The 15132-nt window shown below is 41.5% G+C and carries 14 protein-coding genes and 1 tRNA gene; 4 read left to right on the top strand and 11 right to left on the bottom strand.

Features of this window, described 5'->3' with window-relative positions; genetic code table 11:
- The 8 genes from QP439_RS08255 to cshA all read right to left on the bottom strand — a co-directional run.
- Positions 1 to 623, bottom strand: a 623-nt coding sequence (locus tag QP439_RS08255) for a LysM peptidoglycan-binding domain-containing protein (protein ID WP_285389428.1), incomplete at its 3' end; no start/stop codon positions are given.
- Between the two features lie 357 nt (positions 624 to 980).
- Positions 981 to 2360 (bottom strand): ABC transporter permease subunit Vex3, encoded by a 1380-nt coding sequence (gene vex3 / locus QP439_RS08250; protein ID WP_084927141.1) that lies wholly within the window; start codon positions 2358 to 2360, stop codon positions 981 to 983.
- Between the two features lie 56 nt (positions 2361 to 2416).
- Positions 2417 to 3064 carry an ABC transporter ATP-binding subunit Vex2 gene (vex2, locus tag QP439_RS08245; protein WP_000173751.1) on the bottom strand — a complete coding sequence of 216 codons (648 nt, stop codon included), beginning with the start codon at positions 3062 to 3064 and terminating at the stop codon, positions 2417 to 2419.
- A 12-nt stretch (positions 3065 to 3076) separates the two neighbouring features.
- Complete coding sequence (locus QP439_RS08240; protein WP_285389424.1) at positions 3077 to 4354, bottom strand: ABC transporter permease; 1278 nt, start codon at positions 4352 to 4354, stop codon at positions 3077 to 3079.
- A gap of 135 nt (positions 4355 to 4489) precedes the next feature.
- Positions 4490 to 4575: transfer RNA gene (locus QP439_RS08235), tRNA-Leu, on the bottom strand.
- A gap of 80 nt (positions 4576 to 4655) precedes the next feature.
- The gene (locus QP439_RS08230) at positions 4656 to 5231 is read right to left on the bottom strand and encodes a cysteine hydrolase family protein (RefSeq protein ID WP_042750413.1); all 576 of its coding nucleotides are present in this window, start codon (positions 5229 to 5231) and stop codon (positions 4656 to 4658) included.
- Positions 5231 to 6019, bottom strand: coding sequence for a GTP-sensing pleiotropic transcriptional regulator CodY (gene codY, locus QP439_RS08225; protein WP_049542801.1), 789 nt, complete (start codon positions 6017 to 6019; stop codon positions 5231 to 5233). Before codY ends, QP439_RS08230 begins: the two co-directional genes overlap by 1 nt.
- A 255-nt stretch (positions 6020 to 6274) precedes the next feature.
- Complete coding sequence (cshA, locus tag QP439_RS08220) at positions 6275 to 7849, bottom strand: degradosome RNA helicase CshA (protein ID WP_261017032.1); 1575 nt, start codon at positions 7847 to 7849, stop codon at positions 6275 to 6277.
- Between the two features lie 329 nt (positions 7850 to 8178).
- Here cshA and QP439_RS08215 point away from each other — a divergent pair, with 329 nt between their 5' ends.
- The 4 genes from QP439_RS08215 to QP439_RS08200 all read left to right on the top strand — a co-directional run bounded on the left by QP439_RS08215 (position 8179) and on the right by QP439_RS08200 (position 12929).
- Positions 8179 to 9495 carry an FAD-containing oxidoreductase gene (locus tag QP439_RS08215; RefSeq protein ID WP_033682109.1) on the top strand — a complete coding sequence of 439 codons (1317 nt, stop codon included), beginning with the start codon at positions 8179 to 8181 and terminating at the stop codon, positions 9493 to 9495.
- A gap of 98 nt (positions 9496 to 9593) precedes the next feature.
- The gene (murT, locus tag QP439_RS08210; RefSeq protein WP_285389416.1) at positions 9594 to 10937 is read left to right on the top strand and encodes a lipid II isoglutaminyl synthase subunit MurT; all 1344 of its coding nucleotides are present in this window, start codon (positions 9594 to 9596) and stop codon (positions 10935 to 10937) included.
- Positions 10937 to 11719: a lipid II isoglutaminyl synthase subunit GatD gene (gene gatD, locus QP439_RS08205; RefSeq protein ID WP_225742336.1), complete on the top strand. Its 783-nt coding sequence runs from the start codon at positions 10937 to 10939 to the stop codon at positions 11717 to 11719. The genes murT and gatD overlap by 1 nt, the downstream gene beginning before the upstream one ends.
- Before the next feature lie 127 nt (positions 11720 to 11846).
- The gene (locus QP439_RS08200; protein ID WP_261043235.1) at positions 11847 to 12929 is read left to right on the top strand and encodes a M24 family metallopeptidase; all 1083 of its coding nucleotides are present in this window, start codon (positions 11847 to 11849) and stop codon (positions 12927 to 12929) included.
- A gap of 103 nt (positions 12930 to 13032) precedes the next feature.
- On the opposite strand, the gene QP439_RS08195 is transcribed toward QP439_RS08200, so the two are convergent.
- The 3 genes from QP439_RS08195 to truA are packed head-to-tail and all read right to left on the bottom strand — an operon-like array spanning position 13033 to position 14984.
- Positions 13033 to 13494 (bottom strand): ECF transporter S component, encoded by a 462-nt coding sequence (locus QP439_RS08195; RefSeq protein WP_261043233.1) that lies wholly within the window; start codon positions 13492 to 13494, stop codon positions 13033 to 13035.
- Positions 13472 to 14245: a bifunctional hydroxymethylpyrimidine kinase/phosphomethylpyrimidine kinase gene (locus QP439_RS08190; protein ID WP_261043226.1), complete on the bottom strand. Its 774-nt coding sequence runs from the start codon at positions 14243 to 14245 to the stop codon at positions 13472 to 13474. The genes QP439_RS08195 and QP439_RS08190 overlap by 23 nt, the downstream gene beginning before the upstream one ends.
- Positions 14235 to 14984, bottom strand: a complete 750-nt coding sequence (truA, locus tag QP439_RS08185) for a tRNA pseudouridine(38-40) synthase TruA (protein WP_261121326.1) — start codon at positions 14982 to 14984, stop codon at positions 14235 to 14237. The genes QP439_RS08190 and truA overlap by 11 nt, the downstream gene beginning before the upstream one ends.
- Positions 14985 to 15132 lie beyond the last annotated feature (148 nt).

Below are 15132 nucleotides of genomic sequence, written 5' to 3'. Positions count from 1 at the left end.
TCTTCCACTTTTGGCGCTGGTGTCGATGGAGTCTCTTCTTTCGGTGCCGGTGTCACTGGCTCTTCCGCTTTTGGCGCAACTGAGACTGAGGTTTCTGATTTCGGTGCTGATACTGCTGGTGTTTCCACAACTACTGGTGTCGTTTGTTTAACAGTAGTAGTTTGCTCTCCAGTTACAGTATCTGTCTTTGTTTCAACTTCATAACTTTGACGGCTACCAGAATTATCAATCGACACTTGCTGTCTTTTTACTTCTGTATTTCCATCTTTTAGAAAAGCTTCTTCGCTAAAATACAATTTATTATTAGCAAAAATCAAATCTCTATTTGCAATACGATTTATCTCAACCAAACTATCAACAGATAGCCCCGTTGCCCCACTAATAGCACTCAGTGTATCTCCCCACTTAATTGTGTAGTGTGATAAATTGTTTATATTTTGAATATCAGCTTTTACTTCTGCAACTGTTCTGGCTACCCAGACACCATCTTGTTCATTAGCTGATACAGTTGGAGCTAAAAAGCCCAGACCTAGTAGAATCACACCTGTCGCAACAATTGCACCAGTTCTTAATTTTCTAAAACCACGGAGGGACAAGCTTCCTCTAACATTTGTTTGTCTCATAATGTTTATTTTTCCTCACTATTCTATATTTTCCAAAGTATACCCTGCCTAGGTCTACTAGCCTATGTTTGCGATATGGATAGGCTTCTACAGATTTATCTATCTATTTTCAAGATAAGATTTCTATAGATTTTTATGCACAATTCCATATATAAGTTATGAAACCCCTTTCTAATAAATTCCATAACTTTAGTATATCATATTTAAGTACTAAAGTACAAGGAAAGCAACTGAAAGCAATGATTTTCACCACTACTTTCAGCTCTATTTTGTATTGTTAAATAGCCATTCTCTATCCACCATTCTTGAATAGAAAAACAAGATGCTTTCTCTATTTCCAGAATCATTTTTTCTAACTTATTCGCCATCCAGCAAGAGTTCTTTTGGCTGTTTTCTAAGGAGATTGCTTGAAGCAAGCGCCATAACTAGAACCACTAGAACCAAGGCAAGGACAAAGACGATGATAAAGTCTGATGTCTGAATAGAAATGTCTAGGCTCGACAAGGTCTTGCTAAAGCCATCTACTTCTGCACCACCACCAAGGTTAGATGCTTGAGCAGCCTTGCTAGCCTGTTTGGCAACACCTGAAGTGACATTGGCAAGAACAGTATTTCCGATTGCACGCGCTGTGTAGCTGGCTAGGAAATAAGCAGAAACAAGAGCAGGGATAGCAATTAAGATGGATTCTATGATAAATTGACCCAAGATACTTGCCTGCTTGAGACCGATAGAGAGGAGGATTCCCACCTCCTTGCGACGGGCGTTGATCCAAAGGCTGAGCAAGAGGGCAAGGAGAAGGACTGAGAAGCTCAAGCTACCCCAGAAGAGGAGATTGGCCATCTTGTACATACCAGAGATGGATTGCTCAAGAGCTGGGTAGTTAGAGGAGCTCTTAACTAAAGTATAGCTCTTCCAGTTGATACCACTGATGCCATTCAACTCTTTCATAACATCATCCAAGTTTTTGTCCGCTGTCACAAAGAAGGTTGCGTCCCCATAAATAGCTGTGTCTTCTGTGTATCCATAAAGTTTTGCAGCAGTGTGAATGTCTGTGATAGCTGTATTTTCGTATAGTTCTTGTGAATAGGTTACTGCCGACTTATTGTGACCATCAAAGAGTCCCTTGATTGTCACTTCGACTGTTTCCTTGGCACCTTTTTCATTATCGGCATCGTAGATATTAGAGTCTAGTTTGACCTTATCCCCTACTTTCCAGCCGTGTTTGGCTGCCAAGTCCTTGTGCAGGAGGATCTTGTCCTTGTCGTCGTTGGTTAGGTGCTCACCTTCGACCAACTTATAAGAACCAGAGACAAACTTGTCTTCTTTAGAAGAGTCATTGACACCTGTAATCATCAAGCTACTTCCAAAATGTTTGGCACGGTCAGGTGTCAGATTTTTCTTGGTATCTGGCGTTTCAATAAGTTCATAGCCAGTCAAATCCCCGATAGCGTTGATGCGTTTAACATAAGACTCGATGGCCTTGTTTTCGGTGATTTTTTTGATATCTTCACCCTTAATATTCCCAGCACCACGTGGCGTACCTTGATTGACGCGACGGTTAATCTGCATGGAGAAGCTGTTGGTGATATTTTTAAATGTCTCCTGAGAAGCCTTGGCAGTAGCTCCCTTGATTGACAAGCCGACCAAACTCAAGCTCGCCATGAGGAGAATAATCAGGAAGATGACAATCGATTTGAAAAACTTCCTTGTAACATAGGCAAATGCGTTGTGTAACATAGGTTCCCTTTCTAGATGTTGTTCTATTTTATAGTTCTAACAGAAAAAAGCGCGTATTATTTCGTAGTATTGCGAGTTTCAGTCAGTTTCTTATCCTTCAACTCAAGTGTAATATCTGACGCTTGTGCCACTTCTTTACTGTGGGTTACGACAATGACACATTTACCTGTTTTCTGAGCAAGTGATTTGAGCAGTTCGACAATATCTCCAGCAGTCTTAGGATCCAAATTTCCTGTTGGCTCATCAGCTAGAATGACTGGAGCTTCTGAGACCAAACTACGAGCAATGGCAACACGTTGCTGTTGACCACCTGATAACTGGAGAACATTCCGCTTGATCTGACTTTCATCCAAACCAAGCTCAAGAAGTGTATCCTTGCTTGCCTTTTTGTTGACCAAGCGGATATTTTCCAGTGGAGAAAGATAATCTATCAAATTATAATTTTGAAAGACCAAGGAAATATGGTGCATGCGATGGTAAGAATAGCCTTTCTTACGAATGTCCTCTCCTTGGAAAAGGATAGAACCTTCAACAGGACTATCTAGACCAGCAAGCAGGGACAAGAGAGTGGATTTTCCTGCTCCTGATTCTCCAATAATACTGTAAAATTTCCCGGGTTCAAAATTATAATTGATCTGATATAGGACTGCTTCAGCAGTGTTCTTATAACGGTAGGTAACATCTTGTAATTGTAATAAAGTCATGATTTCTCCTTCTTAACTAATAGATGATAAAATTTCTTTAGGCGATTTTCTAAATAAGAATAGGAAACAAAGGGCTACAGATAAGCAACTAATCAACAACAGAAAGACATAGGACTCTGCAAAAGATAGGATGCTGGCTGATAAACCACTTGCTTTGGCTAGCGTGTCTTGTAAGGCTGCCTGATCTCCACTTGCTAGTAGTGTTTGGAGTAGGTAAGATGTGATTGCATTTCCTGCAACAAATGCTGGAAACAAAGCTCCAAGAGACACCAAAACAACCTCTAAACAAAATTGTAGGAAGATCGAGCTCTTGCCTTTTCCAAGTGCAAGTAAAATTCCCACTTCGTAGACCCGCTCTCTCAACCAGAGAGACAAAACCAGAATTAAGGCTCCTGCTCCTGATATCATAATCCCATAAAGGAAAATAGTGAGGAAGGTTTGGAAGGTTGCAACTGAGTCTTTAATCTGTTCAAAGGCCTTGTTTTCCTTCTCGACTTGGTAGCCTTGATTTTCCAAGGCCAAGTTTTCCACCTGCTTCAAGAGTCCGTCCATTTCCTTAGGATTTTCTACATAGAAGCGGGCTGCACTGACTTGAGGTTCACTATTTCCCAAAAGGCTTTGGCTACTTTCATAATCTGTAAAGACCTGGTTTTCACTGAAGTCAGAAGACAAACCTGTGAATTTCTCCTGTTTTTTACCAGAAAAGACTCCAACAATCTCAAACTCCACTGTTTGCCCTTTGCCAGATTCTGACTGTCCAGCATTCAAGCGAATCTTGTCATGAAGCGAAAGATCGTTCTTCTTAGCCAACTCTTCGTGGATCAGGATTTTCTTGGAATCCCCTTTTTGAAGGTGTCGCCCTTCTTTTAAGTTGAAAGCCGAGCTAGTAAAGGTCACATCCTTAGATGAATCTTCAAGAGCTGTTAAGCTAACCAAGTTCTTGTCCGCAGCTGATAAATCATCACGCTCCACGCTCTGCTCTCCACTCACCGCTTCCTTGTCTTTTAACTTTGCGACCGTCTCGAGTTCAGGGGAGACATGTTCTAGTCCCTTAATCTTGCTCACTGATAATAAATCTGACAACTTGAAGGTCTGACCATTTTCTATCTTCTTAATAGAAAAAGATGTATTGAGTGATTTATAAAGATTGGTTTCTACTGTCTTGTTGGACTTCATCAGCGTCAAACAGGCTGAAATTCCTGCTAAGAGGACCAATAAAATCAGAAATAAAATAAAACTTCTCAGTCGTTTTCTGCTGACATAGGCCCAAGCTCTTTGGATTGGATTCATTTGTCACCTCCATATTTGTAAGACTATTATAAAATCCAAATATGAAATGTTTATGAAATACAAAAAAAGAGCAAAAATTTTTTGCTCTACTTGAATTAGATAAAAAAGAGCTAGCCTAAGCTAACTCTTATCCTATGCGGAGAGAGGGACTTGAACCCTCACGACCTAAAGCGGTCACAGGATCCTTAGTCCTGCGCGTCTGCCAATTCCGCCATCCCCGCGTCGATTACTTTACTAGTATATCAACTTTTAGGATGCTTGTCAACACTTTTTTTCAATTTTCTTCATTTCATCAACCAAGTTACTCTGAAATTTCATTTAGATTTTCATCTACTAACTTAGCTCCGAGTGTATTTTTGAAATGTCCAAGGGCAAATTGGTGATTTTCAGGCCAGATGGAAGCAACAGCTGGTTTAACAATTTCGATGTCATATCCTAGATTATAGGCATCTATAGCTGTATGCAGGACACAGATATCCGTCAAGACTCCTGTTAAGATAACTGTAGAAATCCGACGCTCTCTCAAACGGATATCCAGGTCAGTCCCTGAAAAAGCTGAGTAATGGCGTTTATCCATCCAAAAGACACGACTGTCTGAACCATGCTCTTGATAAAAGGTCCCCAAATCTCCGTATAAATTCCGTCCACTAGTCCCAATCAAATTGTGAGGAGGAAACAGCTTGCTTTCTGGATGGAAACAATCGTTTTCTTCATGAGCATCTATTGTAAAGAAGATGTAATCTCCTCGTTCAAAAGCTAATCGAGTTACCTTGCTGATGGCATCCGAAATCGCCTGAGCTGGAGCGCCTGCTGTCAATTTTCCACTATCAGCAACGAAATCTTCTGTATAATCAATCGAAATTAAAGCCTTAGTCATTAGTAATCTCTTTTCTTCACTTCTTCAAAAATATCTGAAATCAAGACCTTAAGATAGGTTCCCTTCATTCCAAGTGAGCGACTTTCAATAATCCCTGCAGACTCAAGTTTACGAAGGGCATTGACAATCACAGAGCGGGTGATTCCGATACGATCTGCAATCACAGACGCAGTTAACTGACCTTCATTTCCATTTAATTCCCCTAAAATTGCTGAAACAGCACGGAGTTCGGAGTAAGACAGAGTATTAACCGCCATGGTAACAGCAGTACGGCGACGGATATTTTTCTCATCTTCTTCACGCTGGAAGTTAAGGAGTTGAATCCCAACCACGGTACTCGCTATCTCAACAAGGATCAAATCCTCGTCTTCGAATTTTTTATCATTGCGCCAAATAATCAAAGAACCAAGGCGAATCCCTGATACATGAATCGGTGCAATAGTCGTCAAACCATCTGGAAAGTCTGCACGACTCTCCACAGGGAAAATACTTAAATCATGATCAACCGTCAGATTGGCTTCTGTATCGTAAATCATGTTCGCGCCCTGTACATAGTCATCCGGGAAAATCTTAGTTTGGAAGAATTGCTCCACGCGATCTGTATTGGTTTTATAACGCATAAAATAGCCAAGAAGACGACCCTTGCTGTTAACAATACAGGCGTTACAATCAATAATATCAGCAAGCTGACGTGTAATCGCATTGTAGGGAAGCTCTTCCTGTAACTGCTCCTCCGAGCGCTTCAGGATAGAAGTAATTTTTCTAGTTTTTTCTAATAAATGTGCCATTTTTCACCTCGAATTTAATCGCTATCATTATAACATAAACAGCTTGAATTTTCAATTATTATCTGAAAATTGCTTATTTAATTGCAATTTGAAAAAACAAGAATATTTTTAATTAAATTGCTTCTTTTCTATTGACAAGCTCCCTATTTTTGTGTATCATAATATTACAAGAAGATAATATATATATTTTATTTATCTTTCTTTTCCATTCGGTCTCCTTATATAAAAAAGCGATTCATTTTGAACCGCTTTTTCTTATTTATCGCCTTTGTTACGAATCACAAATCCTGTTTGCTTTTCGCTTGAAGTATTGCGTGGTTTTTTATTATCCTTACGGTAACGTTTTTCCTTATCAAAACGATCATTGCCACGACTTCCTTTTTTGAAATCATCACGACGACCATTGCCACGGCGATCACGGTCTCGACGGTCATCCCCACGACGGCCTCCACGACCTCCCTTAGCTTTAACACCGAATCCATTACCTGATGGTTTAAATGGCAGTGGTTTTTCACGCGCAATCTCCACTTCAGGAAGACTATCTGGATCTTGAACAGTCAGACTCAAGATATACATTGCCAATTCTTCTGGAGTAAATTCGGCAGCTAGCTTACGAGCATCCTTACCAAATTTCTCAAAGTTGGCACGGATAGTCTCATCTGCAAAATCACGTTCAATTTTCTTGAGAGCTACGTGTTTTTTAGCTTGAAATGCTTCTTCTGCACTTGCAGGTTTGAGACCTTTCATGCGTTTCTTAGTCAAATTCTCAATGATTTGGAGGTAGCCCATTTCATTTGGTGATACGAAAGTAATAGACTGACCTGACTTACCGGCACGACCTGTGCGACCGATACGGTGAACATAACTTTCAGGATCTTGTGGAATATCGTAGTTATAGACATGGGTCACACCTGAAATATCCAACCCACGTGCTGCAACGTCTGTCGCAACCAAAACATCAAGATTGCCATTTTTAAAGTCACGAAGGACACGAAGACGTTTGTTTTGGTCTAGGTCTCCATGAATTCCTTCTGCACGGAAGCCACGGATTTTCAAACCACGAGTCAATTCATCTACACGGCGTTTTGTACGACCAAATACGATAGCAAGCTCAGGCTGTTCTACATCCATGAGACGGGTCATGGTATCAAATTTTTCTTGTTCTTTAACACGAATATAGTACTGGTCAACCAATTCTGTTGTCAATTCCTTAGCCGCAATCTTCACATGCTCAGGTTCTTTCATAAACTGAACACCGATACGTTTGATGGCATCTGGCATAGTTGCTGAGAAAAGTAAGGTTTGACGGCTTTCAGGGACACGAGAAATGATAGCTTCAATGTCTTCAAGGAAGCCCATGTTGAGCATTTCATCCGCTTCGTCAAGGATAAGAGTTTCAATATCTTGTAATTTCAAGGCCTTGCGTTTAATCAAGTCCAAGAGGCGACCTGGAGTTCCCACCACGATATGGGCACCAGATTTAAGAGCCTTAATTTGTTTTTCAATGCTTGATCCGCCATATACTGAGCGGACTTTGACTCCCTTACTACGACCAAAGCGGAAGAGTTCTTCTTGACTTTGGACAGCTAGTTCACGAGTTGGAGCGATGACCAAGGCTTGGATGGTCGCTTCTTCTGTACGTATTTTTTCAAGGGTTGGCAAACCAAAGGCTGCAGTTTTTCCTGTACCAGTCTGAGCTTGACCGATAACGTCCTTGCCTTCAAGGGCCAAGGGAATAGTTTGTTCTTGGATAGGACTGGCTTCTACAAAACCAGCTTTTTCAATCTCTGCTAGCAAATCAGCAGACAAGTTTAATTCATTAAATTTCACGTTATTCTTCTTTCTAAAGGTGGTGCGAAGCCACCCTATAGGGCTTAGTTTATACTTTTCTTTTTATGACGTATTTTCATATACTGGATACAAAATCGTGTTGCTTCTTTTCCACAAAAGAAAAGTACTGTTTTCTTTGCAACCTATCTAGTATAACACAAGAGAGAAGCAAAAGATAGCCCAATCCGTCGATAAAGTCATGTAAACGATTTTTTTGAGAAAATAAAGTTAAACTTTCCACTATTTCATAAACTTTTTTAAAGCGTAGCAGAATTGTGCAAAAGTTTTTTTCTTGTGCTAGAATGAAATTCGAATAGGAGGAACTCTAAATGTTAACTTATGATTTAATCGTTATCGGATTTGGTAAAGCTGGTAAAACACTAGCTGGTAAATTGGCTTCAGCTGGCAAAAAAGTTGCCCTCGTTGAACGTAGCAAAGCTATGTACGGTGGAACTTGTATCAACATTGGTTGTATCCCAACTAAGACTTTGCTAGTTGCTGCTGAGAAAGATTTGTCTTTTGAAGAAGTGATTGCTACCAAAAACACTATCACTGGTCGCCTCAACGGTAAAAACTATGCGACTGTTGCTGGTACAGGCGTGGATATCTTTGATGCGGAAGCTCACTTCCTTTCGAATAAAGTCATCGAAATCCAAGCTGGTGATGAAAAGAAAGAACTGACTGCTGAAACAATCGTCATCAACACTGGTGCTGTTTCAAACGTCTTGCCAATTCCAGGACTTGCTACAAGCAAAAACGTCTTTGACTCAACAGGGATCCAAAACTTGGACAAATTGCCTGAAAAACTTGGAGTCCTTGGTGGCGGAAATATCGGTCTTGAATTTGCTGGTCTTTACAACAAACTTGGAAGCAAGGTTACAGTTCTAGATGCCTTGGATACTTTCCTTCCTCGTGCAGAACCTTCAATCGCTGCTCTTGCTAAACAATACATGGAAGAAGACGGCATTGAATTGCTTCAAAATATCCGTACCACTGAAATTAAAAACGACGGTGACCAAGTGCTTGTCGTAACTGAAAACGAAACTTACCGTTTCGATGCCCTTCTCTACGCAACTGGACGCAAACCAAACGTAGAACCACTTCAACTTGAAAATACAGACATTGAACTAACTGAACGTGGCGCTATTAAAGTAGACAAACACTGCCAAACAAACGTTCCTGGTGTCTTTGCAGTTGGGGATGTCAACGGTGGACTTCAATTTACTTACATTTCACTTGATGACTTCCGTGTTGTTTACAGCTACCTTGCTGGAGATGGCAGCTACACACTTGAAGACCGTCTCAATGTACCAAACACTATGTTCATCACACCTGCACTTTCACAAGTTGGTTTGACTGAAAGCCAAGCGGCTGATTTGAAACTTCCATACGCCGTTAAGGAAATCCCTGTTGCAGCAATGCCTCGTGGTCACGTAAACGGAGACCTTCGCGGAGCTTTCAAAGCTGTTGTTAATACTGAAACAAAAGAAATTCTTGGAGCAAGCATCTTCTCAGAAGGTTCTCAAGAAATCATCAACATCATCACTGTTGCCATGGACAACAAGATTCCTTACACTTACTTCACAAAACAAATCTTCACTCACCCAACCTTGGCTGAGAACTTGAATGACTTGTTTGCGATTTAAGTTGAAATCTCATCTTAACTGACAGCCCTCTATGGGCTGTTTTTACTTCTTAGGAATCTCAAATCTGTCTTTTCCCTCTTTTATGATATAATAGAAACATGAAATTAAAAACTACTTTGGGCCTTCTTGCTGGACGTTCTTCCCACTTCGTTTTAAGTCGTCTTGGCCGTGGAAGTACGCTCCCAGGAAAACTTGCCCTTCAATTTGATAAAGATATTTTACAAAACCTAGCTAAGAACTACGAGATTGTCGTGGTCACTGGAACCAACGGAAAAACCTTGACAACTGCCCTCACTGTCGGCATTTTAAAAGAGGTTTATGGTCAAGTTCTGACTAACCCAAGCGGTGCCAACATGATTACAGGGATTGCGACAACCTTCTTAACAGCCAAATCTTCTAAAACTGGGAAAAATATTGCCGTCTTAGAAATTGACGAGGCCAGTCTATCTCGTATCTGTGACTACATCCAGCCAAGCTTATTTGTTATCACCAATATTTTCCGTGACCAGATGGACCGCTATGGTGAGATTTACACAACTTACAAGATGATTTTGGATGCCATTCGTAAGGTGCCTACAGCTACTGTCCTCCTTAATGGAGACAGTCCACTTTTCTACAAGCCAGCTATCCCAAATCCTGTAGAGTATTTTGGTTTTGACTTAGAGAAAGGACCAGCCCAACTGGCTCACTACAATACCGAAGGTATCCTCTGCCCTGACTGTCAAGGTATCCTCAAATATGAACACAATACCTATGCCAACTTGGGTGCCTATATCTGTGAAGGCTGTGGATGTAAACGTCCTGAGTTAGACTATCGCTTGACAGAACTGGTTGAGTTGACCAACAATCGCTCTCGCTTTGTCATCGACGGACAAGAATACGGCATCCAAATCGGCGGTCTCTACAATATCTATAACGCCCTAGCTGCAGTCGCTATCGCTCGTTTCCTCGGAGCAGATTCGCAACTCATCAAGCAGGGATTTGATAAGAGTCGTGCTGTCTTTGGACGCCAGGAAACCTTCCATATCGGTGATAAGGAATGCACCCTTGTCTTGATTAAAAATCCAGTTGGTGCAACCCAAGCTATCGAGATGATTAAACTAGCTCCTTATCCATTTAGTCTATCTGTTCTCCTAAATGCCAACTATGCAGATGGAATTGATACCAGCTGGATCTGGGATGCTGATTTTGAACAAATCATTGACATGGACATTCCTGAAATCAACGCTGGCGGTGTTCGCCATTCTGAAATCGCTCGTCGTCTCCGAGTAACAGGCTATCCAGCTGAGAAAATCACTGAGACAAGTAATCTGGAACAAGTTCTTAAAACAATTGAGAACCAAGACTGCAAGCATGCCTATATCCTAGCTACCTATACTGCTATGCTGGAATTCCGCGAATTGCTGGCTAGTCGTCAGATTGTTAGAAAGGAGATGAACTAATGGTTTATACTTCACTTTCCTCAAAAGCTGGCAATTACCCTTATCAGCTCAACATTGCCCACCTCTATGGAAACCTCATGAATACCTACGGGGACAATGGAAACATCCTCATGCTCAAGTATGTGGCTGAAAAACTAGGGGCCCATGTGACGGTTGACATCGTTTCTCTCCATGATAACTTTGATGAAAATCACTACGACATTGCCTTTTTCGGTGGCGGTCAAGACTTTGAACAAAGTATTATTGCAGACGACCTACCTGCTAAAAAAGAGAGCATTGACAACTACATCCAAAACGACGGTGTGGTTCTGGCTATCTGTGGTGGTTTCCAATTATTGGGGCAATATTATGTTGAAGCTTCAGGGAGACGTATCGAAGGACTAGGGGTCATGGGACATTATACCCTCAACCAGACCAATAACCGTTTTATCGGGGACATCAAGATTCACAATGAAGATTTCAATGAAACCTACTATGGGTTTGAGAATCATCAGGGCCGTACCTTCCTCTCTGATGACCAAAAACCACTGGGACAGGTTGTCTATGGAAATGGAAATAACGAAGAAAAAATCGGTGAAGGCGTTCATTATAAAAATGTCTTTGGTTCTTACTTCCACGGACCGATCCTCTCTCGTAATGCCAATCTAGCTTATCGCCTAGTCACTACTGCCCTCAAGAAGAAATATGGTCAGGACATCCAACTCCCTGCCTATGAAGATATTCTCAGCCAAGAAATCGCTGAAGAATACAGCGACGTGAAAAGCAAGGCTGACTTTTCTTAAACAAAAGGAAATTATATCAAAGAACTCTGTTATCTTGTCGGAGTTCTTTTTGTCTGTTCTTTTACCCTTCTCCCTTGCATTTTCTCTCTTTTTTTGCCAAAATAGAGGGGTAGAAAGAAGGTAGCATATGTCTAAATTACAACAAATCGTAACATATCTTGAATCAGAAAAACTAGACGTCGCTGTCGTATCTGACCCCGTCACAATCAATTACCTCACTGGCTTTTACAGTGATCCCCATGAACGCCAAATGTTCCTTTTTGTCCTAGCAGATCAGGAACCTCTCCTCTTTGTCCCAGCCCTTGAGGTTGAGCGTGCAAGCAGCACTGTTTCCTTCCCAGTTGTAGGCTATGTGGATTCTGAAAATCCATGGCAAAAAATGAAACATGCTCTTCCACAACTTGACTTCAAACGTGTCGCTGTTGAGTTTGACAATCTCATCTTGACAAAATATCATGGTTTAAAAACCGTTTTTGAAACTGCTGAGTTTGAAAACCTCACTCCTCGTATCCAACGCATGCGCCTCATCAAATCAGCTGACGAAGTGCAAAAAATGATGGTTGCAGGTCTCTATGCGGACAAGGCAGTTAAGGTTGGTTTTGACAATATTTCTCTTGATAAGACGGAGACAGATATTATTGCCCAAATTGACTTTGCCATGAAACGTGAAGGCTATGAAATGAGCTTTGATACCATGGTCTTGACTGGTGATAATGCTGCAAATCCGCACGGCATCCCAGCAGCTAATAAGGTTGAAAATGATGCTCTTCTCCTCTTTGACCTCGGTGTTCTGGTCAACGGTTATGCGTCAGATATGACTCGTACAGTCGCTGTTGGTAAACCAGACCAATTCAAGAAAGATATCTATAACTTGACTCTTGAAGCCCAACAAGCTGCTCTTGACTTTATCAAGCCAGGTGTGACTGCCCATGAAGTGGACCGCGCTGCCCGTGAGGTCATCGAAAAAGCTGGTTACGGCGAGTACTTCAACCACCGTCTCGGTCACGGTATCGGTATGGATGTCCACGAATTCCCATCTATCATGGAAGGAAACGACATGGTCATCGAAGAAGGCATGTGCTTCTCTGTTGAACCAGGTATCTATATCCCTGGTAAAGTCGGTGTCCGTATCGAAGACTGCGGTGTTGTTACCAAGGAAGGCTTTGACCTCTTTACAAGCACCAGCAAAGACTTGCTTTATTTTGATTAAAATTTTTCAAAAATCTTCCCACAATAAAACGCATACTATCAAGGCTCTTGAACACTTGATAGTATGCGTTTTTCTAATTTGAAAGACTTTTGGCTCAGACTCTTTACTTAATCTTCTTGATACTTTGACTAAGGATAAATCCTACAATCATCCCTACTATATTTTGCATGAAATTTGGTAAGATTTCTGGTAGGGCTGCAGCCCAGCCATTCATCAAAGTTGAACCCAAGGCGTACCCCCCAACCATGGCAATCGTTGCTAAGATAAGGCCTAACCACTGAGTTTTCCCTTTAAATCCTGCGAAAAATCCCTGCAATCCATGGTTGACCAAGCTAAAGAACATCCACTGAGGGTAGCCTGATAAGAGGTCAATCAAGAAACCTGCTAGTCCTCCGACTACAGCTCCTTCACGACCACCAAAGTAAAAGGCCGCGAAGAAGACACCCGCATCTAAAAGAGTTAGAATTCCTGTCGGTGTCGGGATTTTTAAGAAATAGCCTAGAACTACAGAAAGGGCGGTTAATAGGGATACAAGGGCGATTTTAGTTGTTTTGGTTTGCTTCATATTGTCTTACTCCATACTGATCTGCTTGTGCAATGGCACGATAAACGAAAGCTTTTGAGCTTTCTACTGCTGGTAAAAGTTCATCACCTTTGACCAGATGACTGGCAATGCTAGAAGCAAAGGTACAACCTGCACCAGCATTTTGTCCTTGGATAACAGGATTTTCTAGGACTGTAAAGGTTTGTCCGTCATAAAATACATCTACAGCCTTGTCCTGACTAAGGCGATTGCCCCCCTTGATAATGACTGCTGGCGCTCCTAAGCCATGCAATTTCTGCGCTGCAGCCTTCATATCTTCCAAGGTTTTAATTTTCTGACCAGCTAATAATTCTGCTTCAGGAAGATTAGGCGTGATCACACTGACATAAGGGAAAAAGCGAATCAATTCTTGACAGAGTTCACTTACAGCTACATCATGCGTTTCCTTGCAGACCAAGACGGGATCCAGCACCACAGGCACTCCTGGGCGTTGTTTGATAAAATCCAAGGCCTTCTCAGCCACACTGACGGTAGGGAGAAGACCAATCTTAATTCCCCCAAACTCCACATCACGCAAGCTATCTAATTCATGTTGAAAAATGGTATCATCAGTTGGAAAGACCTCAAATCCCTTTTCTGTCAAGGCTGTCAAGCAAGTTACTGCTACAAAGCCATGCAAACCGTTCAAGGTATAGGTAGCCAAATCAGCTGACAAACCACCACCACTAAAAATATCATTTCCAGAAAGTGCTAAAATACGATTATTCTTCATAACGAATCTCCTTTAAATACAAACCATTAGGTGCTGCCGTTGGACCAGCAAGTTGCCTGTCCTTCTTCTCCAAAATCAGGTCAATCTGCTCCACTGGCATACGGTTGTTGCCGATTTTGAGCAGTGTCCCCACCATATTGCGAATCTGCTTATACAAGAAACCATTTCCTGCAAAGGTAAAAGTCAAAAACTGGCCGGTCTCATCGACTGTTAAACTAGCTTCTGTGATGGTGCGAACCTTGTCCTCTACACTGGTCCCAGAGGCTGTAAAACCTGTAAAATCATGGGTCCCCTCTAGCTTTTTGATTGCAATCTGCATGCGTTCCACATCAAGCGGATAAGGAAAGTGAGTGGCATAGTGACGGCGCATAGGATTTTTAGGGCGGCCCCTATCCACGATAAACTCATAGGTCTTGCTATGTTTGGCATAACGGCAATGAAAATCATCTGCCTCAAGCTCAATCGAAATCACATCAATATCTTCAGGGGACTGAGTATCCAAGGCAAAACGGAGCTTCTCCTCATCCATTTGATAAGGCAGGTCAAAATGAATGACCTGTCCCAGAGCATGAACCCCACTATCTGTCCTACCAGCACCATGAACAGTAATGGCTTGCCCTTTATTTAACCTGGTCAAGGTTTTTTCAATTTCTTCCTGAACACTACGCGCATGAGGCTGGCGCTGAAAACCAGCAAAGGCGTGACCATCATAGGAAATAGTTGCTTTATATCTCGTCATAACTTCTATTTTATCAAGAAAATAGCCTCGTAACAAGGTTATAAAATAAATACTGTTTGGGTACAAAAATCTGGTAACTTCTCAAAGTAACTTCCACTTGCCTGACCAAAGTGGAAATTAGTCTAAAACGGATTTTTATGGTGGAATT

Origin of the sequence: Streptococcus sp. UMB1203 (genome assembly GCF_030217725.1) — a bacterium.
Lineage (GTDB): Bacteria > Bacillota > Bacilli > Lactobacillales > Streptococcaceae > Streptococcus.
This window is presented reverse-complemented; position numbering and strand designations above follow the sequence as displayed.

Coding starts and splice junctions, on each gene's coding strand:
- vex2 (WP_000173751.1), bottom strand. CDS start 3,064: ATGACTTTATTACAATTACAAGATGTTACCTACCGTTATAAGAACACT.
- truA (WP_261121326.1), bottom strand. CDS start 14,984: ATGACGAGATATAAAGCAACTATTTCCTATGATGGTCACGCCTTTGCT.
- gatD (WP_225742336.1), top strand. CDS start 10,937: ATGGTTTATACTTCACTTTCCTCAAAAGCTGGCAATTACCCTTATCAG.
- QP439_RS08195 (WP_261043233.1), bottom strand. CDS start 13,494: ATGAAGCAAACCAAAACAACTAAAATCGCCCTTGTATCCCTATTAACC.
- QP439_RS08230 (WP_042750413.1), bottom strand. CDS start 5,231: ATGACTAAGGCTTTAATTTCGATTGATTATACAGAAGATTTCGTTGCT.
- vex3 (WP_084927141.1), bottom strand. CDS start 2,360: ATGTTACACAACGCATTTGCCTATGTTACAAGGAAGTTTTTCAAATCG.
- QP439_RS08215 (WP_033682109.1), top strand. CDS start 8,179: ATGTTAACTTATGATTTAATCGTTATCGGATTTGGTAAAGCTGGTAAA.
- QP439_RS08190 (WP_261043226.1), bottom strand. CDS start 14,245: ATGAAGAATAATCGTATTTTAGCACTTTCTGGAAATGATATTTTTAGT.
- QP439_RS08200 (WP_261043235.1), top strand. CDS start 11,847: ATGTCTAAATTACAACAAATCGTAACATATCTTGAATCAGAAAAACTA.
- QP439_RS08240 (WP_285389424.1), bottom strand. CDS start 4,354: ATGAATCCAATCCAAAGAGCTTGGGCCTATGTCAGCAGAAAACGACTG.
- codY (WP_049542801.1), bottom strand. CDS start 6,019: ATGGCACATTTATTAGAAAAAACTAGAAAAATTACTTCTATCCTGAAG.
- murT (WP_285389416.1), top strand. CDS start 9,594: ATGAAATTAAAAACTACTTTGGGCCTTCTTGCTGGACGTTCTTCCCAC.